We start from the raw sequence: 23,007 nt of genomic DNA, 5'->3' as shown, positions 1-23,007 counted from the left end.
GCCTCGATTTCCTTTACAAAATCGGGGCTATTGTTTTTATTTAAAGTAATAAAAGGAGGCTATTTCAAATGAATAATCGGGCGTACCTATCTTTGGCGATCCCCTTAACAATTTCGACAATGACAACGCCCTTGTTAGGTGCTGTAGATACAGCCGTTGTAGGGCAGCTTCCCGATCCAGCTTATATTGGAGGAGTTGCAGTAGGGACTCTAATTTTTAATACATTATATTGGGTATTCGGATTTTTACGGGTTAGTACATCTGCTTTTACTGCACAAGCGAACGGGGCAAGCGACCCAGATCAAGGAATACTTGCTTTATCTCGTCCCTTTTTATTAGCTATTGCGGTTGGAACTTGTTTTATTCTACTTCAATGGCCAATTGAATATTTAGCTCTGAAATTGTTTTCCGCTGATTCTGATGTCAGTCAGTTTTCCGCAGAATATTTTCGAATCAGAATATGGGGGGCACCCTTTACATTGATGAACTATGTTATCCTTGGCTGGCTAATGGGGATGGCTAAGATTAAAGAATCATTATTTTTACAAGTCTTAATGAATGTTTTGAATATGATTTTGGCCATTCTTTTTGTCCACGTCTTTTCTTTTGCTGTAAAAGGGGTCGCTGCGGCCGCTTTGATTGCTGAAGTGACAGCCTCTATAGTAGGGTTACTTATTATAATAAAGGCATCCCCATTTGTGTGGCAATTCCCATCCTTTCAAGAACTAATAGATACACAGTCTATGAAAAAGATGTTTAACGTTAACAAGGATTTGTTTATTCGAACAATTAGTTTATTAGTCGTTATTAATATGTTTACAGCAAAAGGAGCTTCGTTTGGAACAGACTTGTTAGCTGCCAATGCTGTTCTTTTTCAAATTCATTACATAATGGCTTATTTCTTTGAGGGGTTTGCGAACGCCACGAGTATACTTGTCGGTAAAGCGGTAGGATCAAATGACAAGGAACTATATAAAAAGACACTTACTTTATCAAAAAAATGGTCGGTCATTATCGCGTTTGTTATAGCTTGTATTTATGGATTATTTCAAAAACAAATTATTGCACTTTTTACCAATCTATCAAGTGTTATTGAACTTTCAATTACATACGGAACATGGCTAATCCTTTACCCTTTTGCCGCATGTTTTGGCCTTGTCATTTATGGTGTTTTTACAGGAGCAACTGAAATTGCTCCCGTTCGAAACTCTATGATTTACGCAATGATTGTTTATATACTTTTACAAATTACGGTAACATCTATCTGGCATAATCATGGCCTATGGCTGGCTTTCATCGTTTATACGATTGGACGATCTGGATTTCTTATCATGTATACTCCTAGATTAAATAAGAAATTGTTTGAATCAACAACATGAAAACAATAGTTTGTACTTAAGTTTTTTAACAGTAAAAATATAAACTTAAACGGATGTAAGAGTTAAAGAAAAGATCGTACTGCGGTCTTTTCTTACGTTTAGTCGTGCTTAAGCCCTTGCTGTTTATGCAATTCCTTATAACAATGCGGGGTCTCCTTAAATAGTTCTTTAAACTTTTTATAAAAAAAGGTAACACTTGAATATCCTACTTCCTGGGCAATTTCAGGAATAGGTAAATCAGAATTAGCGAGATACAAAGCAGCCTGGTTCAGCCGTTGAATTTGAAGGAGTTCTTTGAATGATTTCCCTGTCCCTTTTTTAAGCAAAGTGGAGAGGTAACTCGGATTAAAGCCAAAGGTCTGACCCATTTTAACCAGCGAACAGTCCCGGTAATTTTCCTCAATATACTTCAAAAAAACGAGTAAAGAAACAGTGTTTTTATTGTCCACGGCTTCATATCTTGTCTGAATATTATTGGTTCGAATTAATGTAGAAAATAGGACTACTAAATAAGAATCGATAATTTCTGCAGAACCGAAGTCACGGTCAAAGAATTCACACATAATATTATCCATAATTTCCGTGACCTTAATGCCTTCAGGTGTAAAAATCAAAAATTGATTCTGCTTCCGATGACTGACGAGCGATTCGATCATGAATTGAGAGATAATGCTTTTCTGTGACAATCTTCTTAAAAAACTCGGTGAAAGATAGTCTTGCTTCAGAATGATATTAATAACAATATCATCTTTGGTGGTTGCAGCTACGCTATGAGGTACTTCTTTGTTAATGAAAATTAGTTCCCCTTTATTCAAATTAACCTTTTTTCCTTTTATTAGTATCGTGCATGTTCCCCGGTAGACAAACATCAACTCAATGTAATCATGCATATGAAGAGGAATAACCGAGCCATATGGTTGCTGAGAGATGGAAATGTTCTCATCAATGGGTGAATCGTTTATATCAAATGCTTTATTAAATAGATATACCGGTTCTTCATTTACCACCACCGTTAGAGGATTATACTCCTTTAAAACTTTTTCGGTATCAATTGGCCCTAAATGAAAGGTATCTAAGTAGCCTTCAAGTTCTTGTCGTTCCATATATGCTCCCTATGAATAATGATTTGAGTAATCATTTCTTAACTTTATTATAAAAAATTTTTACGATAAGTACAAAAAGTCAATAATACTAGTTTTTGCTTTTAATATTAATAACTATGATTCGAGCAATCACTAACTCGTTTTTTAACATTATATCTTCAGTAATTGATTGCTACTATTAAATTTAATAGGGTTGATTTTTTTATGAGATCAGGAGGTAAATGAAAATGAAATATGTTTTTCCTAATTCCTTCCTTTGGGGAACTGCTACGTCAGCCTACCAGGTTGAGGGAAACAATGATAAATCCGATATGTGGGCTGAAGAATATTCTGAAGGGTCACCTTACAGAGATTATTCCGGAGATGCAGTCGATCACTATAATCGTTACAAACAGGATATCGAACTCATGGCAAGTCTTGGTCTTAACAGCTATCGTTTTTCCATCGAGTGGGCAAGAATTGAGCCTGAACAGGGCATATATTCTCAAAAAGAATTGGACCATTATCGGGATGTTATTAAAGTATGTTACGACAACCATATTACCCCAGTGGTAACTATGATGCATTTTACTTCACCACAATGGCTGATGCAGATTGGCGGTTGGAAAAATCCTAAAACTGCGGACCTATTCGCAAAATATTGCGAGGTCGTATTCAAGGAGTTTGGTCAGGATATTCCTTATGTATTGACCATGAATGAAGTCAATTTGCCAGTCATGTTAAAAGAATTATTTATTAATATGAACTTTATGCCTCCTGTTGGGATGGATGCCAAGTCTTGGACAGCACCAGGCTGGCGTGAATCGGCTGCCGCAAAATGCGGGACAACTATTGATCAATATTTTACTTTCCATATGGCTTCCGATGTGGAGTCATTAGAAATAGTGAAAGATGCGCACCGCAAAGCACGGGAAGTAATGAAGAAAATTAACCCTTCTACCAAAGTTGGGCTTTCCTTGGCGCTGCCTGAAATCCAAGCTATTGAGGGTGGAGACAAACAGGCCGCAAAAGTATGGCATGATTATTTTGGACAATTTAAATCTATCATTGAAGGCGATGACTTTATCGGCGTACAGAATTATACACGTGAAGTATATGGTCCAGAAGGGCAAGTTCCGTTAGCAGAAGGAACAGAAGTGACAGCGATGGGGTATGAGTTTTATCCTGAAGCACTTGCAGGAACGATTCGAAATGTAGCCAAAGAGTTAAATATCCCTGTGCTGGTAACGGAGCACGGAATTGCAACAAATGATGATAGCCGTCGGGTTGAATTTATCCAACGTGGCCTTAAAGGGATGCATTCGTGCCTTGAGGATGGGATTCAAGTCCTGGGTTATCTATATTGGTCCACATTTGATAACTATGAATGGACATTTGGCTATGATCCGCATTTTGGGATTATTGGAGTAAATCGTGAAACACAAGAGAGAAAGGTAAAAGAAAGCGGACGTGTGTTAGGGGAGATCTCAAAGAACAACACCGTATATTACGAACCGGAAAAACTATTAAATCTATACAGAAGGGAATTCGAAATATGATATATAAAAATCCTGTCATTAGCGGCTTTCACCCAGACCCCAGCATTTGTAGAGTAGGAGAGGATTTTTATCTAGTTACAAGTTCCTTTGAATACTTCCCTGGTGTACCGTTTTTTCACTCCAAGGATCTTGTCAATTGGAAACAGATAGGTCATTGCTTAACTCGTGATAGTCAATTACCTTTACACAAATCAAAGAGTTCCATGGGGATTTTTGCCCCAACCATTCGATATAATAATGGCCGATTTTATATGATTACTACGAATCTAACAATCGGAAAAAATTTTATCGTATGGACTGAAAAACCTGAAGGTTCTTGGTCAGAACCAATTTGGCTGGATTGGCCTGGAATAGATCCCTCTCTTTTATTTGATGAAGATGGGAAGGTCTATTTAACCGGCACACAGGATATCTTTTGTGGAGAATCTTCGGGGATTTATCAGGCTGAAATTGATGTTGATACAGGAGAGATTCTTAGTGAGCGCCGCTTAATATGGCAAGGTACAGGCGGGGCCCATCCTGAGGGACCACACCTCTATAAGATAAATACCAATTATTATTTGATGATTGCAGAAGGGGGAACTGAATACGGACATATGGTGACTATGGCCCGAAGTAACCAGCCTTTTGGTCCATTTGAAAGTCATCCTAATAACCCGATTCTTACCCATCGCAGCAGTGCAAGCCCGATTCAAGCTACTGGACATGCTGATTTAGTACAGTATATTGATGGCAGCTGGTGGACGGTATTTTTAGGAATCCGTCCTGCTCCCGTTCCATTTAGCGGAAAGCATCATCATCTTGGCAGGGAAACTTTTTTGGCACCAGTGGATTGGAATGACGAAGGCTGGCCAATAATTGAGGCCCAAGTCGAATTAGAAATGGACGGAAGAACACTCAAGATAGAGAACAAAGAACAGTTGAGTTGTAAAGATGATTTTAATGAGACTGCTTTAGATTTCTCTTGGAATTTCCTGCGTAATCCTAGTGAGGAAAGCTGGTCTTTAACGGAAAGGCCTGGATACCTTACGTTATATGGATCTTCAACAAGTTTGGATGGTTTAGAATCTCAAGCGTTTGTAGGCCGCAGGCAGCAGCATTTCGAATGCAAAGTTTCAACAATACTAGAATTCTCTCCAACTGAGGAGGGGGAAGAGGCTGGGCTAACTGTCTTCATGAATGAGCGATTTCATTATGAAATCGCATTAGGAATGAGAGATGGTGTAAAGAAGGTCTTTATAAGAAGAAGAATAGGATCACTTTGGAAGGTTGAGGCCGAGCATGTATATGGAGAAGATGTGATAATTCTAACCGTCAATGCCGATCCGAAAAATTATACGTTTTCCTATCAACAGCCAGGTGAGAAATCTACTATATTAGGTTCAGGAGAATGTTTGCTCTTATCAACTGAAGTGGCTGGTGGATTTACTGGAGTATATTTTGGACTTTATGCAGCAGGAAATAGCCAGAAAAAGAGTACTCCTGCATATTTTGATTGGTTTGAGTACTCTATATAATTTCTCTATAAAAGTAAAAAAGGGGAGCAGAGATGGCCTCGGTGGTGGACATATCCTTATAGCAGTATGTTTTTTGTATAGATAATAAGGCTTTATAAACAAGTTATTAATATTAACTTGCATATAAAGCCTTTTTTAGAACATGCTTATTGAGTTAAAGCACCAGATACAAGATAAGAGAAGTTTTAAGCTTAAATTTACAATAAATTACCTAGATACGGATTTAATTGATAGAATTGATATCCCTCCGATTATTGAGAAAATAAATGACATTATAAAAATGGATGAAAATCCTATTGCTGAAATCATAAATGCAGCAATAACTGGGGCAATAGCTTGAGTTACAGTATTTCCTAAATTGTAAATTCCTAAGAAAAATCCAACGCGATCTTTATCAGGAATAACTTTCAAATTTAAAAGGTTATCCAAGGAATTCCATATTCCCATTCCCAAACCAGCCATAAAAGCATAAATAATTATACCGATTTCATTTTGTAAAAAGAAAATGCTTAGTGCACCAATTCCTAATGAAATAGTAGATAAGCCTACAGGGAATTTTAATAATTTGAACTTATCTGCAATAGGACCAGCAATAAATCCCATAGCAATACCAAATATCAACATTATTAAATTAATTAATTGTATAGAATGTTGTGTAGCAGATGTATTTTTGTGTAAAAAATCTGTCATTATAAATAATAGATAACCTGTAATAGCAAAGTTTCCAATCCCTTGGAAGAGTTTTCCGATTAATGCCAAATAGTAATCACGACCAACAGACCACTTTGGAAAAATTGTTAATACTTCTTTTATAGAAAACTTTTCTTTTTTAGTTGATGTTGATATATCTAATTTCTCGTTCAAGTTTGATGGCTCACGGACAATAAATGCTGTAATCAATGTGCCAATAAATGTAATAAGACCAAAAATGATAAAACCTAAACGGTATTGCCCTAAAAAAATAGCTCCTATAATATTAAAACCATTATTGCCGAGCGCCATACCTAAGCCGCCATAAGCAGATGATGCTATTCCTTTACCACTTTCAGGTGCTAAATCTAACCAAGCAACCATTGGTGCTACAATGAAGTTTAAAGCAACCTGTCCTAGAATCCAACTTAGTAATAATAAAGGAATAGTAGTACTTATTGAGGCAAAAATCATTGCCAACATAAATACGAATGCTCCGGAAACTAGCCAAGGCGTTCGTTTTCCAAAACGAGACTTTGTGCGGTCAGAAAGATATCCAGCAACCATATTAGAAGTGGCTGCGGTAATCATCGCTACTGATGAAAATAATGCTACTAATTTAATTTTGTTATCGGCATCCAGATGCTGAATCAACGCAGGTAAAAATAAACTTACACATGCAATATAGGGTCCCAACCAGGAAGCTGGTCCAATAATTAATCCTGGTATTAAACGTTTTAGTGGTATAGTGTTCACTTGTGCCTCCGATGTTTCAGTTGTTTCGGTAATATGTTTTAGTGGAATAGCCATGTAAAACTTCCTCTCTGGAAACTAGTAATTTTTTACTGAATAATAATCAAAATCTGCAAATGAGTCATGCTGATGAGAATCAACCGAGCCTATAAAATTAAACAAGCCTGTAAATCCACCAATTTCACCTGGTTCCCCGTTAACGCCTTCATCAGACAAATAAAGAACATCGATTTTATCTACAAATAATTGCCAATCCATATTATCACTCAAACGATAAAAGATATCAGCTACACCAGAATTGTAGACAATCGCCAACTCAACTACTCCTTCAGGCACTGTAATAGTATTATTAACAAATTCGATGCGCTCTCCTAATTTAGCCTGTAGTAAACTTAAAACTGTTCCACCAAATGATTCCGAATGAGTTAAGTGGACATATATCCAATTATTTGAATCATAGTAAAGCCCCATACCAGCAGTTTCTGAGTAATGATCAGGATGAAATTCGACTTTTGTTTGAATTTCATAATTAAATGATGTCGCACGTGTTGCCATAATAGCTGGATTTACTTGTGAAAAGAAAGAATTCTCGCCGTGAATACGTAAATAACCTGGACGTTCATTCGTATTTACCCAATCAACTTCTTGATTTCGATAAGGAGTCATAAAATGCACATTATATTTTTCGTTATTAAAATGATCGAATACATCATGAGATAATCTAGTGGATAAATTAACTCCCTTCATACCTTCAACTTCCATCTTTGCTAAATTTGATCCATCTTCCATTTCCAGCCAACCGTCCTCCGTCCACTTCATTTTTTGAATAGACGTTTCGCGTCCTAATGGATTTGAGAGAGTTCCTTCAATTGGTCGGGACATTAGATGAGCAATATACCATTCGCCCGTTTGTGTTTGAACTAATGAACCATGACCTGCTTTTTGCATAATTGAATTTGGATTATACATTTCAAAATGTCCTGCATCTGGATCACCAAGTGAAAATAGATGTCGTGGTGAAGATGTTATAATCGGTTCTCCTGATGGATGTGGTTCATATGGCCCAAAAATACTCTTCGAACGTCCAATCTCTACACCATGTGCATAGCCTGTTCCACCAGCAGCTATAATAAGATAGTAATAGCCATTATATTTATATATTTGTGGTGCTTCAGCACATCCACGACTGGTAAACCCTTGCGTTACTCGGTTCCATTTACCAATAATCTCCCCATTATCTAAATCAAACTCGGCAATTACTATATGTCCAGGCGCTTGATACCCTTGACGTATTTCCCATTCAAGTATGGAGATATAATGTTTTCCATCTTCATCATGAAAAATAGCTGGGTCGAAACCTATTGATGTAATATAAATTGGTTCTGACCAAGGGCCATTTATATCTTTTGCCCACATTGCATATGAGTCTGCGTTAAATTCACGACCTGCCATATTTGCCATGTGAGAAAATGCTAGCCAGTATTTGTTCGTGGAAGAATCATAGGATAAGTGTGGCGCCCAGATACCAGCCGGAGTATGCGTACCACGTAAATTCACTTCACCCTTTTTTAATACGAAGCTAATTAGCTCCCAATTTGCTAAATCCTTTGATTTAAAAATTTGTATGCCTGGATTCCAATGAAAAGTGGATGTAGCAATATAATATACATCATCGACTCGAATAATGGATGGATCTGGTGCCATTCCAGGAATAATTGGATTTTTAATGATTGTCATTTCTCTAGTTCCTTTCGCGCCTAATGTTTTTTTTGGTTTAGTAGGTGGTTCTTTATAAGCGCTTTCCTTTTTACGACCTAGTTATTTACCCTTTTTTTACTAAACAGTCAAAATCCCAAAACAACAGATTGATACCGTTTTCTATTTTGTCTATAATAAGCATACCTCTCGCTAAATTATAGAGAATATAAGTTTAATCATCTGATAACGAAAGCGTTTCCTAATGCTTGACTATATTATAATAACAATTTATCTGAAAATGCCATTGTACAATTAAGGTTAAATTTACCCAAAACAAAGGTGGCTCTTTAAAATGGAAAATAATAAAAATAGCTTTGTAGGTAGTAAAACACAAATTCTCCCACGTATTGATTGGAATATACGTTTTTTTGGTGCTCACAAACAAACGGTTTATTCAAATTGGTCAATGACTAAGGAATTCCACCATGCTTTTGAGATATTAATTGTATTAGATGGTGCACAAGAAACATTTATCGAAAATGAGCAATATATAATTAAAAATGGTGATATTCTCCTTATTCCTCCTGGATTTGAGCATACCAATAAATGTATCTCTACTGAATCTATGACCTATTTTTGTGCTCATTTTGATATAGACGAACCTTCTTTACGAATGAAAATAATGAAAAACTGTGATTGGGTCTATAAACCTTCCAATTCATACCATAGTAGGTTAAATAATTGCGTTCAAAAATGGATGGACATTTTAGAGGACCCAGATATATCAGTTTCTAAAGCAAAATTAAGAGCACAAGTTGTCCTCTTTAAGTTATTAGAAGTTTTGGTAGATATACAGCCGCAAAACACAGACATACGAATAAATCAATCAATGACAACAGCAAAATATGCAAAAGAAATTGCGGAAGCAATAAAGTGGACCTTTAAAAATAAATGTTTAGAGAAAAACGAAAATGTAGATTACACAATCCACATACAACCTATTATTGCTTCTCTTGGGATAAGCCCCAATTATGGATTAGAAGTCTTTCAAAAAATTTATCATATGTCACCTCGAAGATATTTATCCGATTTAAAATTGCAAGAAGCTAAAATTTTACTACAACAACCAGAAATATCTTTAAATGAGATTTCAAAACGTTTAGGTTATAAAAACCTTTCTCACTTTAGCAGACAATTTAAAAGGTGGACTGGATTAAATCCTTCAGAATTTCGTAAAAAAACTAATGCTTAGAATATAAAGGAAATATTTTTATGTTTCTCGCATCTAATTGATTTATGTTTTGGCAGGCCTGTTACCTTACGGCATATGAGACTTCTACAAGTTTGAATGACTTAGATTCTCAAGCATTCTAGGGACGCAGGCAACAGCATTTTGAATGTGCAACTTCAACATTGCTAGTATTATCTCCAATTGAGGAGAGGGAAGAGGCAGGACTAACCGTCCTAATGTATGAGCAAGTTCATTATGAAGTAGACTTGGGTATATGGGATGGTTTAAAGAAGGTCTTTATAAGTAGAATCGAGTCCCTTTGGAAGACTGAGTCTAAGCATGAGTATGACGAAGGGCATTATTACAACTGTTCAGGCAGATGCAAAAAATAATACGTTTTCCTATCAACAGCCTGGCGGGGAATCTATTATTTTACGTTCAGGATAAGGTTTACTATTATCAGCTATATTTGCCGGTGGCTTTACGGTGGTATTCTTTGGACTTTATGCAGCAGGAAATGGACAGAAAAAAGGGACTCCTGCTTATTTTCATTGGTTTGAGTATTCTATATAAATTTTTAATTAATGCAGCACTTTTATGGTAACGAGGTTTCGTTAGTGCAAAATAATTTCCGACCTTCAGTCAAGAAAATGGACCATCAGGGGAGCAAATAGAGCTAATTAAGGATCGTGATCCAATAAAATGATGCAATCAAGGTAGCCAATAGTCCTTATTGCCGACCTTTATCCAAGAAAATTAATCAATAGAGTAGTCAATAACCATTTATAAGAAAAAAGCTGCCGTGTGTATTGGCAGCTTTATTTATATTTAAGAAATTACCTAAGTTGATCAAGGATTTTCTATGTGGGTTAGAAAATTGGATCAATTTGATTAACATATCATAACTATTTTTCACAGAATTTGATGAACTTGTCTTGATGTATTAAAATCCATGAAACTCGTTGTGCCGCCTTGCGAATATACTTCTTGACCGTATCAATAGAGTCAACCCCGTCCCAATAACGGCCGAGAAAATGGATAAAAACATCTAAACTGCGAAGCTGGATTAGAAGAGGAAGGACCTGGATTTCTCCTTCTGTCAGCGTAATCCTACTGCCAAATCCCATTAGGAAGGCAGTAATCTTTTTAAAAATAATGGTCTCATCCTCTTCATCATCTATAAAATCGGAAATCGAAACAGCAACTTCCATCACTCGTAAATCATGTGTAACAAATTCAAAATCAAGAATGGCGGAAATCTTTCCATCCCCACCCGTAAGAATGTTGGAAGCATTTAAATCTCCATGGACGAGCTGGTGGGGAAGCCTTTTTAAAAATGGGACTCTGTCTTGAAATAAAACTAGTTGTTTGTAGATAATTAATAATTCTTGAGTTAACTCCACAAAGTCCTCTGGTGGAGTTAGGGAAAAATCTTTAATCTGATCTAAAGAACATCTTGGGTGTGTACTCTCTATATCATAATACGGTCTATATACTGGCAGTTGATTTACACTGACCTCGGCAAGTTCTGCAGTAAGTTGACCAGTCACCATACCAAATGAATTAATTTGATCTAAGTCTTCTAGGGCAGGATTTTTCCCATCGATAAATTTAAACAATCCTGCAAGAAATCCGGAAAGTTTTTACAATGGTTTGCCCATCTTTTGTGCTCATTGGTACTGGAATGGAAAAGGAAAGAGACCGTTCTTTTAATGCTAATAATACAGCATGTTCATAATTTACTTTGTCTTCATCTCGATGGGTTCGGTAAATTCTTAGTACGTATTGCTCACTGTTTGCCAGAATAAATACGGTTGTATTGTTTTCTCCACTTGGTCCGGGGAGCATCTCCCAGTTTTCATTTGGGAAGTACAAAGGCACTATTTCTTCTATATATGATAAATTTTTTCTCATCTATCCAAAATCCTTTTTTAAAAAGAAGTCTATCATGTACATGAAAAAGAAGAAAGTAATTTTGCATAGATAAATGGCAAAAAACAAGAAAGAGGGTATCTTTTAAAGTAAGGTCACCATTCTAGTATGTTGCTCTATCAGTGTAGGACAAAAAGTTGCCTATTTTCAGTCAAAAAAAGGGATGTATTATACAAGAATTAGGTATATTATAAAACTCATATAAGAAAGCGTTTTCTGAGAGTGGGATAGTACCAGAACGCCTTGTCATGTAGTTTAACAATCATTTTCTTACTACCCAACTATAAGGGGAAGCTTTTAATAGGTTAAATTGAAAAATTATAGGTTTCGAACTTTAGAGAGGAGTTATATACCATGCGTAAATATGATACGAGTGCCATCGACCAATTACAAAAGGAAACTACGATTATCGAAAATAATGGAGTTAACATCATCGTAAAACCAAGCCCTGGTGAAGATAGACCAGGAAATCTAGATCCTATGGAATTAAGTCTTATGGAGAATCATTGGGCAGGAAAATTAGAAGGGGAAGAACCTGCAGCGATGCCGCCAATGGAAGTGCTAATTCCTATCATGAGGGAAAATATGGGTTTCCCTAACTATAATTTAAACACTGTAGAAATACATACAAAATATGAAGAAATAACAGATAGTGGCAATACAGTAGGCTTGTGGAGGTACTATCCAAGAAAATCTGAAAAAAATCCGAAACGTCCTGCTTTCGTATTTTTTCATGGAGGCGGCTGGATAGGGGGAAGCGTCTATACGGTTGAAAACTTCTGCAAATTGATAGCAGAATTAGCAGATGCTGTAGTATTTAACGTAGATTATTCTTTAGCTCCAGAGAAGAAGTTTCCTAATGGTTTAAATGACAATTATTATGCGGTCAAGCATGTTTACGACCATGCCGAAATCTATGGAATTGACCCTGATAAAATCTGTATTGGCGGAGATAGTGCGGGTGGAAACTATACAGCCGCAGTCTGTTTGAAAGCAAGAGATGAAGGTACACCAAAAATTGCGATGCAAGTACTGATTTATCCGGCAATTACACATGCGGATGCAATGGTTGACGGATATGAGTGGAGTGAGAACTTTTTCGAAATGTCTGAGGGGCACAAGGATATCATTAATGGACTTATTTCACTTGGAAGACCCACAAAAGTTGAGGATTCTCTGTTTTTAGGAGCTTATATTTCAGATATGGAAGATATCTATAATCCATATGTAAGTCCAATGCTGGCAGATTCTCATGCTGGACTTCCAAAAGCCATTTTAGCAGGCGCCGAATTTGACGGTTTGCGTATTCACACAGAGTTCTATGCCAAGCAGCTTCAGGATGCAGGAGTAGAAACCACTTGTTTCCGTTATAAAGGGATGACCCATGCATTTATTGATAAATTAGGACATGTAGCACAAGCAGAAGATTTGTGTTTGGAAATTGCCAAAGCTATGAGGGAGTTATAGGTAGGTAAAAGTAGTAATTGGGGATATTAAAATATTTGTTAACTTGAGTCTTGGTTAAACAAGGCTCTTTTTTTGACGTACTTTCCTTTAAGGATGGATACATAAAATTAAAATAGAACAAATATCAACCTGTTTTCAGTTAAAAAGGGGAAAGCGATTAAGGGTAAATTCTTATAACATAATGATAGAACTAGGAAACGCTTTCAGATATTGCTGTAATGGATGGCAATGTCGCTTACTATATGATGAATGAGGATGATACCTATGGAAATATCAGCAGTCATTTTTGATTTAGATGGTGTGATTGTCTCCACCGATGAATATCATTACGAAGCTTGGAAACAAATTAGCGATCAGGAACAAATCTATTTTGATAGAGAAATAAATGAACGACTTCGTGGTGTAAGCAGAATGGAAAGTCTTGATATTATCCTGAGCCATTCTGATAAAACATACAGTGAAACTGAAAAGCACCTTCTTGCACAGCGAAAAAATGACATCTATTGTGAACTGCTTAACAACTTGTCACCAAACGACATTTTACCTGGGGTAATTAATCTTTTATTGGGGTTAAAAGCTAGGGATATAAGGATTGCCATTGGTTCTTCGAGTAAAAACACTCCATTTATTTTGAGCCAAATCGGGTTAACAACGAATTTTGATGCGATCGCTGATGGAAATAGCATCAAAAATAGTAAGCCCGATCCGGAGGTGTTTTTATTAGCAGCTAAAATGCTAGGAGTAGAGCCTGAAGAATGCGCTGTTATTGAAGATGCACAAGCTGGAATTGATGCGGCAAAAGCTGCTGGAATGAAGGCAGTAGGTATTGGGTCAGCTGCTAAGTGTTTAAATGCCGATCTGAAATTAACCGACCTAACCAATATAGAAATTGATCAATTATTAGAAGTTACCAAGATTAGGAGTTGAGATCATGCTTAAACTAAATGCCAGCCTAGCAAACTTGAAAAACAAACCATTTTCTCTAAATGATCAAGAAATACAGTGGGTAGAAGAGACTCTTCAATCGATGAGCTTACGTGAAAAAGTAGGGCAGTTATTTTGTCCAATTGGCAGTTCAGATAATAAACAAGATTTAGAAGCATTTATTAAGGAATTTCATCCTGGCGGAATCATGTACCGTCCGAACACAGGCGAAATAATACAGGAAACACACCGATTGTTACAAGAGCTTTCTCCAGTTCCTTTATTGATTTCTGCTAACTTAGAAGCCGGTGGAAATGGCATTGCTACAGATGGCACCTATTTCGGGAAACAGATGCAGGTGGCTGCAACAGACAATGAAGATATGGCCTATAAATTAGGATTAGTAGCTGGCCGTGAAGGACGTGCAGCTGGGTGTAACTGGGCCTTTGCACCGATCGTAGATATAGATATGAATTACCGAAACCCAATCACAAATGTAAGAACATTTGGATCTGACCCAATTAGAGTGGCGCAAATGTCTAAAGCTTTTATAAAGGGAATTCATGAAAGCGGACTCGCAGCTGCTGTCAAGCACTTCCCAGGGGATGGTGTAGATGACAGAGATCAGCATCTTTTATCATCCGTAAACAGCCTATCTACGGAGGAATGGGATCAAACCTTTGGGATGGTTTATCAAGAGATGATCGACAGTGGGGCTAAATCGATTATGGCAGGACATATTATGCTCCCAGAGTATTCAAAAAAGCTATTGCCAGGAATTGAAGATGAACAAATTATGCCGGCTACACTAGCGCCGGAATTACTCAATGGTTTATTAAGGGGAAAATTAGGCTTTAATGGTTTAATTGTTACAGATGCAACGCCAATGCTTGGTTTCACTACTTCAGAAAGAAGAGAAATTGCTGTACCTAAGGCAATTGCTTCAGGCTGTGATATGTTCCTCTTCAACCGAAATATAAAAGAAGATTATGAGTTTATGTTGAAAGGGATTGAAACAGGTATTCTAACCTTAGAAAGAGTAGATGAAGCTGTTACTAGAGTACTTGCTCTTAAAGCATCACTAGGTCTGCATGTACAAAAGGAAATGGGAACCTTAGTAGCTGGGGAAGCGGATTTGTCGGTATTACAGTGTGAGGAACATAAGGATTGGGCAAGAGAATGTGCAGACCAATCCGTTACATTAGTAAAGGATACACAAAAACTGCTGCCGATTAGTGCTGATAAGTATAAACGGGTTCGTCTATATGTATTAGGTGATCAAGAAGGAGGACTAAAGGAAGGCGGTTCTGTCACCCAGCCGTTTATCGACTCTCTTGAAAATGCTGGACTCCAAGTAGAACTTTATAATGACAAGCAAGTTAATTTCCCAGAGTTATTTATGAGCGTGAATGATTTTAAAGAGAAATATGATCTTATTATTTACGTTGCCAACCTTGAAACGGCAAGTAACCAAACAACGGTTAGAATTAATTGGCAGCAGCCGTTAAATGCAAATGCTCCGTGGTTTGTCAAAGATATTCCTACATTGTTTATATCGGTTGCGAACCCGTACCACCTTCAGGACGTTCCAATGGTGAAGACCTATATTAATGCTTATTCATCTAATGAATTTGTGGTGGAGGCAATAGTTGACAAAATCTTAGGAAAATCTGAGTTTAAAGGGAAGAGTCCTATAGATCCGTTCTGCGGGAAATGGGATACTAGATTTTAATTAAGAGTAAGCACTCCATTTTCAAGATGGAGTGCTGCTCCTTTTAATCGGATGACTAAATCCTGTTAACTAATCTTTGATTCGAGCAATGTTAATCTTGTTTTTCAATATTAAATTAGATAAAAGCGTTTGCTAAAATAAATTTATGGAAATATCAACTTAAATCTTAAAAAAAGATACATGTTTTGTGAATACCTATGGGGAGGAAAATGAAAACATGAAAATAAAAAATTTGAAAACAAACCGTATAACAAACCCACTGGGATTTGATTTAGGAAAGCCTCGTTTATCTTTTGTCACTTATGACACAACCGCCAAAAAACAAACAGCTGCGCAAATTGAGGTTGCCCTTGATGAAAATTTTGCGAACATTGTATTTGACAGTGGAAAGAGTGCGGAAATTGATAGTCTTGCTTTTGAACTTCCGATTAAATTACAGTCATGTACACGCTATTTTTGGAGAGTGACGGTTTGGGCGGATAATGGGGATGTGGCTGCTAGTGACACAGCTTGGTTTGAAACGGCCAAAATGGCAGAACCTTGGGAGGCAAAGTGGATTACACCGGATTTTGATAAGGAGATACACCCAGTCTTAGTGAGAGAATTTGACCTGTTAAAAGAAGTGGTCTCTGCTCGCGCCTATGTTTGTGGTTTAGGTTTATATGAAATCGAGATTAATGGTGAGAAAGCCGGGGATGAGTATCTTACTCCAAATTTCAATGCATATGACAAATGGCTGCAATACCAGACCTATGATATTACCGATCTAGTTAGAACGGGACAAAACTCTGTCGAGGTTAGTCTTGGAAATGGATTATACAAGGGTCGCTTTGGTTTTGAAGGTGGAGAAACGGAAGTTTATGGTGATCAATTTGCCCTTCTATGTGAAATTGTTTTAAACCATGCAGATGGAACAACGACCGTCATTCATTCGGATGGCTCATGGAAAGCCAGAAAGAGCAATATCTTATTTAGTGGTTTATATGATGGTGAGATTTACGATGCAACCTTTATTGATGGTACTTCGTACAATGTTAAGATGCTTGACTCAGGTTATGACAGACTAAAGGCAAGATTAAGCCTGCCGGTAGTAGTGAAGGAAGAGTTAAAGCCAATTGAAGTGATCAAAACTCCAGCCGGAGAAACAGTGCTGGATATGGGTCAGAACATGGTTGGCTGGGTTCAGTTTAGAACCAATGCTCCAAAGGGGTCCGAAATTGTTTTACAGTATGCTGAACTCTTGCAAGAAGAAAATTTTTATCAAGACAATCTACGTACAGCCAAGGCAGAGTTCAGATATATTTCTAATGGAGAAGAATATACTGTTAGACCACATTTTACTTATTACGGCTTTAGATATGTAAAAGTCACCGGATGGAACGGAGGACTAAATAAAGAAGATTTTACAGGATGTGTCTTGTATTCAGATATGGATCAAACGGGAAGTATTGAAACTAGTAATCCATTGGTTAATAAATTATTCCTGAATGCATTATGGGGGCAAAAAGGGAACTTCCTAGATGTACCGACAGATTGCCCTCAGCGCGATGAGCGAATGGGCTGGACTGGAGATGCCCAAGTGTTTTCAGGAACAGCTGCCTTCAATATGGATACCTACGCTTTCTTTAGTAAATACGGTTATGACCTAGCCCAAGAACAATCAGGATTAGATGGTATGGTTCCAATGGTAGTTCCTATGGCAACTGTTAAAGGCGGCGGTTCAAGTGCATGGGGAGAGGCAGCAACTGTTATCCCATGGAATGTCTATCTTCATTATGGAGATAAAGCGATTCTAGAACAGCAATTTGAGAGTATGAAGGGCTGGGTTGATTTTATAAAGAGGGCAGATGAAGCTTCTGGTTCTAAAAGACTTTGGACAACAGGCTTCCATTTTGGTGACTGGCTGGCATTGGATGGAGATGATCCAAATTCTCCAATGGGCGGAACAGAAACAGTTTTTATCTCCTCAGCCTATTATTGCTATTCCTCTATGTTAGTGGCTAAAGCAGCAAATGTACTTGGCAAGAAGGAAATAGCACAGGAATATGAAAAGTTGTCAAACGAAGTAAGAGCAGCGATAAGAGCAGAATACTTTACTTCCACCGGACGCCTTGCCTTAAACAATCAGACAGCATTAGTTGTTGCCTTATTTATGGACCTTGTTCCAGAAGAGCATAGAAACAGAATAGCTAACGATTTACGTGAAAGATTAAAAAAGGACAAGAACCACTTGAAGACTGGATTTGTTGGGACACCGTATCTATGCAGAGTGCTTTCCGAGAACGGAAACAATGATTTAGCTTATACGTTACTTTTAAATAAGGATTATCCAAGCTGGTTATATGCCGTCACAATGGGGGCAACAACCATTTGGGAACGATGGAATTCCGTATTACCGGACGGCAAGATTAGCGGAACCGATATGAACTCTTTAAATCACTATGCTTATGGTTCGATTGTGGAATGGATGTATCGAAATGTAGCAGGTATCAACCCTGTGGAGGATAGGCCAGGTTTTAGACATGTCAGGTTGGCGCCTCAGCCCGATTATCGATTGAAATTTGCTAAAGCGACATTGGATTCTGCTGCAGGTTTATACGAAAGTCAGTGGGAACTAACGGAAGAAGGAAATTTGAAATTTAAATTCGTGATTCCGTTTAATGCTACAGCTACTGTTGAGTTGCCGGATGCGAAACTCGAGAACGTATCAATCAATGGCAGACCTTTAAGGAACACTGAAAACAACGCAAGTCAATCAGGGGAGCTGGTCCTTGTTGAGATAAGCAGCGGAACCTGGGAAATCTTTTATACGCCAGAAGTTGACTATATTAAATACTTCGGTACACACATGCCTTTAGGTGAAGTGCTTGAAAATGAAGAAGCTAAGAATGTACTGGCAGAGACAGTCCCACATGTTGGAGCTTTCCCTCAGGAAATGGTGGATAAGGTTGGACACCAGTCCTTAAGGGAATTGTCACATATGCCATTCTTACCTATTTCGACCGAAATTCTTGATGAGTTAGATGTTAAGCTAAAGAAAATTAAAGTGACTGTTCACTAACAAATAAAGAGATTTTGAATAGCCAAACACCCAAAACGTGTTTGGCTAGTTTTAATTATCGATATAGAAGAAATCCCATATAAGGTAAAAAAGTCGGAATTTTAAAAGGAATAAGTCGTATTTACAGTAGGAAATGGCTTTCAACTAGGTTATCTTTAAAGATAGATTAGACTATTTTGAATTTTTAGCAATTTAAAATAGTTAAATTGAGTACCACTTTGAAAATAAGATGGGAAGTGTTATGAATATGAAATATTTGAATCCAGTTATTAGTGGTTTTCACCCTGATCCAAGTATTTGCAGGGTGGGCAAAGATTATTATTTGGTAACCAGTTCGTTTGAATATTTTCCAGGCATACCAATTTTCCATAGTACGAATTTAGTAAATTGGGAACAGATTGGCCATGTATTGACACGCGAAAGTCAATTACCGCTTACACGCATACATAAAATGGGACCTTCACAAGGAATATTTGCTCCAACCATCCGTTATCAAGACGGACGCTTTTATGTAATAACAACCAATATATCAACATCGAAGAACTTTTATGTTTTTGCAGAACATCCTGAGGGTCCATGGTCCGAGCCTATATTTATTGAGGGGTGGGGCGGAATTGATCCATCCTTATTTTTTGATGAAGATGGAAGGGTTTTCATAACTGGGACAAGCGATTTTCGCGTCGGTGAACCAATAGGTATTTATCAGGCAGAACTAGATATTGAATCAGGGAAACTCCTAACTGAGCGTCGGTTAATTTGGAAAGGAACAGGTGGAAGCTCCCCGGAAGGACCACATTTATATAAAATGAATAGATGGTATTACTTACTAATTGCCGAGGGCGGTACAGAATATGGCCATATGGTCACCATCGCAAGAAGCAGAAGTCCTTACGGGCCTTTTGAGGGCAATCCGAATAACCCAATCCTGTCGAATCGAAGTACGGATAAACCAATTCAAGCGATAGGGCATGCTGATTTAGTCCAAGCAGTCGATGGCAGCTGGTGGTCTGTGTTTCTTGGAATCAGGCCTGTCGGTTATCCAAAACGTCATCACTTAGGGCGCGAAACCAATCTAGTTTCAGTCTATTGGACCGAAGGAGGGTGGCCTATTATGGGAGAAGATGGGCAGGCAGATGTAGAGAATGATGCAAAATCTCTTCCATTAGGCCTATCTAAGCCATGGCAGGAGAAAGAAGATTTTGATACCACCTCCCTTCCGTTAGAATGGAATTTTTATCGTAATCCGACTCCAACCTCATGGTCCTTAACGGAGCGATCTGGCTGGCTAACCATTCGTGGTCAATCATGTACTTTGAATGATACAGACTCCCCTGCATTTGTGGGGCGAAGGCAGCAGCATCTTAATTGTGAGATTTCTACCTTAATGGAATTTAGCCCTATTGTGGAGGGAGAAGAAGCAGGCCTGACTGTATTTATGAACGAAAATTTTCATTATGAAATAGCTAAGACTCTTAAAAAGGGAAAATCTCTTATTCAATTCCGCCGCAGAATTGGGAGCATGTGGAAGGTGGAGGCAGAAGTGGAGTACGATTCGCCAAGGGTGATCCTTGGAATAAAAGCTGATGATTTTAGTTTTACTTTTTCCTTTATATCCTCAAATGGTGAAAAAGTCATTTTAGGTAAAGGCGAAAGTTCCATGCTTTCCACTGAAGTTGCCGGCGGTTTTACGGGCCTTTTTTTCGGAATGTATGCGACTGGAAATGGAAAAGAATCCACTGTTCCAGCTCATTTCGACTATTTTAGCTATAGACCAGATAAAGGATTTAAAACATGATTTATTAGCCGCTTTGACAGGTGGAAATGCAGAGAATTCAGTTTTATAAACGTTTTTAATAGTTTGTTAGTGGTTAGAAATCTATAAAATAACAAAGGGCTTTAACAGTGGGATTATAGTGAGCTAAGAAACTTCAATAATCTCAGTTCGCAAAAAATATAAGAAATGGGGTAGTTACGTGATGGAAATCGGATTAAATCTATTTTCAGTATTTAGAGAGTTAAACGAGGATTATTTCGGAACCTTAGAAAAGGTAGCCGAAATAGGTTACAAAAATGTAGAGTTGATTTCTGCCAATTTTGCTACGGGTGAACGATTTACTGATACCTTTACACTTCCGGTAATAAAACAGAAGTTTGACGACTTGGGATTAAAAGCATTTGCAGCGCATGAAGGTGTTGCTCCAGGGAAAGCAATCCTTGATGCAGATTGGGATAAGATTATTGAAGAAAATGCATCACTTGGATGTCAGTCCATTGTTTTCCCAATGGCATTCATATCAGGACGTGAGGACACTCTTAGAACAGCAGAACAGCTTAATCAATTAGGAAAGAAATGCAAGGAAGCGGGCTTAAGCTTTTATTATCATAATCACGCACATGAGTTTAAGAGAATTGGAGAAACCTCCTTATTTGAACTTCTAGTTGAAAATACAGATTCAGAGAACGTGAAATTTGAGCTTGACCTTGTTTGGGTGATGAGAGGTGGATATGATCCCATTTCATTGCTTGAAAAATTGGGCAGCCGCTGCGACATGATCCATCAAAAGGATTTAGGCAAACATGTCAATCCGGTTAATATATTTAGCGCTTTAAGCCAAGAGGATAGCCCAGATACAATGAAATTATATACGGAGTTTGTGAAGCCAAATGATTTCGTTAATCTCGGCACTGGTATTGTTCATTTTCAAGAAACCTATCAAAAGCTAAATGAATTAGGTTCTATCCGTTATACAATTGTGGAAAACGAAGGACAGCTTGGAAATAAAATTACCAGCATTGCGGACGATTTAAAAGTGATGGAGAACTATGTACAAGGAGTTATCAAAAAATAATCAAGAGGAGTGTTTTTCATATGTCTAAGAAGTTGAAAATCGGTATTATTGGCTGTGGTGTATTGCTAATCAAAAGCATATGCCCTCATTGGCAAAGTTAAGTCATTTAGGAGAAATGATCGCCTTTTGCGACGTGGTCGAAGAAAGAGCGGTTAAAGCAGCACAGCAATTTGGCGCCGAAAAGGCAAATGTTTATAGCAATTATAAAGAGTTATTACAGGATGATTCGATTGATGTTGTGCATGTGCTTACTCCAAATTTGCAACACTCCTTTATCACTATTGATGCTCTAGAAGCGGGAAAGCATGTAATGTGCGAAAAGCCAATGGCCATCAATTCGAAAGAAGCCCAGGAAATGATTGAAGCAGCTAATCGAACAGGCAAAAAGCTGACAATAGGGTACCAAAACCGTTTTCGTGATGATTCAGAAGTGTTGTATAAGGCTTCAAGAGAAGGTGAATTCGGTGATATTTATTTCGCAAAGGCGCATGCCATACGAAGAAGAGCTGTTCCTACATGGGGAGTGTTCTTAGATGTAGAACAACAAGGGGGAGGCCCCTTAATTGACATTGGTACACATGCATTGGATTTGACTCTTTGGTGTATGGACAATTACAAACCGCAATCTGTAACAGGTTCTGTTTTCTATAAGCTTGCAGATAAGCATGAAGGAAATTTATTTGGTCCATGGGACCCGGAAACATTTAAAGTAGAAGATTCGGCTTTTGGCTTTATTAAGATGCAAAACGGTGCCACAATCATTCTAGAATGTGCATGGGCACTAAATACCACGGATGTTCGTGAGGCGATGACAACGTTATGTGGTACTGAAGGCGGCGCTGAAATGAAAGCATTACCAAAATCGCCGACCAGTGAGTTAGTTTTCAATAGCACGAAATTTGGAAAGCTGGTGGAGACCAAACCTGCAACCGGAGGCGGGATTGCCTATTTTGATGCTGGAGCGGAAGACCCTGGTGTAAAAGAGGCGAGACAGTGGCTCGAGTGTATCATTCATGATACAGAACCATTAGTTAAACCAGAACAAGCATTAGTTGTCACACAAATTTTAGAGGCAATCTATACCTCCGCAAAGACAGGGAAAACAATCGAATTCTAACCGAAAAGTAAACAAA

16 protein-coding genes and 2 pseudogenes are annotated in these 23,007 nt (G+C 37.8%); 13 read left to right on the top strand and 5 right to left on the bottom strand.

Translation table 11 applies throughout. The features are described from left to right. The first annotated feature begins 68 nt into the window (after window positions 1–68). The gene (locus tag COD92_RS06290) at window positions 69–1,379 is read left to right on the top strand and encodes an MATE family efflux transporter (RefSeq protein WP_098995955.1); all 1,311 of its coding nucleotides are present in this window, start codon (window positions 69–71) and stop codon (window positions 1,377–1,379) included. Between the two features lie 98 nt (window positions 1,380–1,477). Here the strand turns inward: COD92_RS06290 and COD92_RS06285 are convergent, their stop codons facing one another. Next, window positions 1,478–2,482, bottom strand: coding sequence for an AraC family transcriptional regulator (locus COD92_RS06285; protein ID WP_098995954.1), 1,005 nt, complete (start codon window positions 2,480–2,482; stop codon window positions 1,478–1,480). Between the two features lie 227 nt (window positions 2,483–2,709). Here COD92_RS06285 and COD92_RS06280 point away from each other — a divergent pair, with 227 nt between their 5' ends. Next, on the top strand, window positions 2,710–4,020 hold the full coding sequence (locus COD92_RS06280; RefSeq protein WP_098995953.1) for a glycoside hydrolase family 1 protein: 1,311 nt from the start codon (window positions 2,710–2,712) through the stop codon (window positions 4,018–4,020). Beyond that, the gene (locus COD92_RS06275; RefSeq protein WP_098995952.1) at window positions 4,017–5,537 is read left to right on the top strand and encodes a glycoside hydrolase family 43 protein; all 1,521 of its coding nucleotides are present in this window, start codon (window positions 4,017–4,019) and stop codon (window positions 5,535–5,537) included. The genes COD92_RS06280 and COD92_RS06275 overlap by 4 nt, the downstream gene beginning before the upstream one ends. Window positions 5,538–5,744: 207 nt before the next feature. On the opposite strand, the gene COD92_RS06270 is transcribed toward COD92_RS06275, so the two are convergent. Further along, complete coding sequence (locus COD92_RS06270) at window positions 5,745–7,037, bottom strand: MFS transporter (protein WP_098528468.1); 1,293 nt, start codon at window positions 7,035–7,037, stop codon at window positions 5,745–5,747. Between the two features lie 21 nt (window positions 7,038–7,058). Further along, window positions 7,059–8,717, bottom strand: coding sequence for a glycoside hydrolase family 43 protein (locus tag COD92_RS06265; protein WP_098995951.1), 1,659 nt, complete (start codon window positions 8,715–8,717; stop codon window positions 7,059–7,061). A gap of 313 nt (window positions 8,718–9,030) precedes the next feature. Here COD92_RS06265 and COD92_RS06260 point away from each other — a divergent pair, with 313 nt between their 5' ends. The 3 genes and pseudogenes from COD92_RS06260 (at window position 9,031) to COD92_RS31505 (ending at window position 10,482) form a co-directional block, all read left to right on the top strand. Then, window positions 9,031–9,930: a helix-turn-helix domain-containing protein gene (locus tag COD92_RS06260; RefSeq protein WP_098995950.1), complete on the top strand. Its 900-nt coding sequence runs from the start codon at window positions 9,031–9,033 to the stop codon at window positions 9,928–9,930. Window positions 9,931–10,064: 134 nt separating this feature from the next. Further along, a pseudogene (locus COD92_RS33275) lies at window positions 10,065–10,301 on the top strand (beta-xylosidase family glycoside hydrolase); the annotation flags it as partial. A gap of 73 nt (window positions 10,302–10,374) precedes the next feature. Next, window positions 10,375–10,482 (top strand): beta-xylosidase family glycoside hydrolase, encoded by a 108-nt coding sequence (locus COD92_RS31505; protein WP_141561080.1) that lies wholly within the window; start codon window positions 10,375–10,377, stop codon window positions 10,480–10,482. Between the two features lie 332 nt (window positions 10,483–10,814). Here the strand turns inward: COD92_RS31505 and COD92_RS06255 are convergent, their stop codons facing one another. Beyond that, window positions 10,815–11,528 carry a phosphotransferase gene (locus tag COD92_RS06255; RefSeq protein WP_098995949.1) on the bottom strand — a complete coding sequence of 238 codons (714 nt, stop codon included), beginning with the start codon at window positions 11,526–11,528 and terminating at the stop codon, window positions 10,815–10,817. After that, complete coding sequence (locus COD92_RS06250; protein WP_098995948.1) at window positions 11,521–11,823, bottom strand: phosphotransferase; 303 nt, start codon at window positions 11,821–11,823, stop codon at window positions 11,521–11,523. The genes COD92_RS06255 and COD92_RS06250 overlap by 8 nt, the downstream gene beginning before the upstream one ends. A 372-nt stretch (window positions 11,824–12,195) precedes the next feature. Between COD92_RS06250 and COD92_RS06245 the strand changes: the two genes are divergently transcribed. The 7 genes and pseudogenes from COD92_RS06245 to COD92_RS06215 all read left to right on the top strand — a co-directional run bounded on the left by COD92_RS06245 (window position 12,196) and on the right by COD92_RS06215 (window position 22,991). Next, the gene (locus COD92_RS06245) at window positions 12,196–13,308 is read left to right on the top strand and encodes an alpha/beta hydrolase (RefSeq protein ID WP_098995947.1); all 1,113 of its coding nucleotides are present in this window, start codon (window positions 12,196–12,198) and stop codon (window positions 13,306–13,308) included. Between the two features lie 264 nt (window positions 13,309–13,572). After that, on the top strand, window positions 13,573–14,235 hold the full coding sequence (gene pgmB / locus COD92_RS06240) for a beta-phosphoglucomutase (protein WP_098995946.1): 663 nt from the start codon (window positions 13,573–13,575) through the stop codon (window positions 14,233–14,235). Between the two features lie 4 nt (window positions 14,236–14,239). Then, window positions 14,240–15,964: a glycoside hydrolase family 3 protein gene (locus COD92_RS06235; protein WP_098528474.1), complete on the top strand. Its 1,725-nt coding sequence runs from the start codon at window positions 14,240–14,242 to the stop codon at window positions 15,962–15,964. Between the two features lie 217 nt (window positions 15,965–16,181). Continuing rightward, window positions 16,182–19,025 carry an alpha-L-rhamnosidase gene (locus COD92_RS06230; protein ID WP_098995945.1) on the top strand — a complete coding sequence of 948 codons (2,844 nt, stop codon included), beginning with the start codon at window positions 16,182–16,184 and terminating at the stop codon, window positions 19,023–19,025. A 247-nt stretch (window positions 19,026–19,272) separates the two neighbouring features. Beyond that, window positions 19,273–20,820, top strand: coding sequence for a glycoside hydrolase family 43 protein (locus COD92_RS06225; protein WP_098995944.1), 1,548 nt, complete (start codon window positions 19,273–19,275; stop codon window positions 20,818–20,820). Between the two features lie 181 nt (window positions 20,821–21,001). Beyond that, window positions 21,002–21,874, top strand: coding sequence for a sugar phosphate isomerase/epimerase family protein (locus COD92_RS06220; RefSeq protein WP_098995943.1), 873 nt, complete (start codon window positions 21,002–21,004; stop codon window positions 21,872–21,874). A 20-nt stretch (window positions 21,875–21,894) separates the two neighbouring features. Beyond that, a pseudogene (locus COD92_RS06215) lies at window positions 21,895–22,991 on the top strand (Gfo/Idh/MocA family protein). The last annotated feature ends 16 nt before the right edge of the window (window positions 22,992–23,007 follow it).

The sequence above is a fragment of the Bacillus sp. AFS037270 genome (genome assembly GCF_002585305.1).
Note: the sequence above shows the minus strand (reverse complement) of the source record. Positions and strands in the feature narration are given on the sequence as shown.

Coding starts and splice junctions, on each gene's coding strand:
- COD92_RS06290 (WP_098995955.1), top strand. CDS start 69: ATGAATAATCGGGCGTACCTATCTTTGGCGATCCCCTTAACAATTTCG.
- COD92_RS06285 (WP_098995954.1), bottom strand. CDS start 2,482: ATGGAACGACAAGAACTTGAAGGCTACTTAGATACCTTTCATTTAGGG.
- COD92_RS06280 (WP_098995953.1), top strand. CDS start 2,710: ATGAAATATGTTTTTCCTAATTCCTTCCTTTGGGGAACTGCTACGTCA.
- COD92_RS06275 (WP_098995952.1), top strand. CDS start 4,017: ATGATATATAAAAATCCTGTCATTAGCGGCTTTCACCCAGACCCCAGC.
- COD92_RS06270 (WP_098528468.1), bottom strand. CDS start 7,037: ATGGCTATTCCACTAAAACATATTACCGAAACAACTGAAACATCGGAG.
- COD92_RS06265 (WP_098995951.1), bottom strand. CDS start 8,717: ATGACAATCATTAAAAATCCAATTATTCCTGGAATGGCACCAGATCCA.
- COD92_RS06260 (WP_098995950.1), top strand. CDS start 9,031: ATGGAAAATAATAAAAATAGCTTTGTAGGTAGTAAAACACAAATTCTC.
- COD92_RS06250 (WP_098995948.1), bottom strand. CDS start 11,823: ATGAGAAAAAATTTATCATATATAGAAGAAATAGTGCCTTTGTACTTC.
- COD92_RS06245 (WP_098995947.1), top strand. CDS start 12,196: ATGCGTAAATATGATACGAGTGCCATCGACCAATTACAAAAGGAAACT.
- pgmB (WP_098995946.1), top strand. CDS start 13,573: ATGGAAATATCAGCAGTCATTTTTGATTTAGATGGTGTGATTGTCTCC.
- COD92_RS06235 (WP_098528474.1), top strand. CDS start 14,240: ATGCTTAAACTAAATGCCAGCCTAGCAAACTTGAAAAACAAACCATTT.
- COD92_RS06230 (WP_098995945.1), top strand. CDS start 16,182: ATGAAAATAAAAAATTTGAAAACAAACCGTATAACAAACCCACTGGGA.
- COD92_RS06225 (WP_098995944.1), top strand. CDS start 19,273: ATGAAATATTTGAATCCAGTTATTAGTGGTTTTCACCCTGATCCAAGT.
- COD92_RS06220 (WP_098995943.1), top strand. CDS start 21,002: ATGGAAATCGGATTAAATCTATTTTCAGTATTTAGAGAGTTAAACGAG.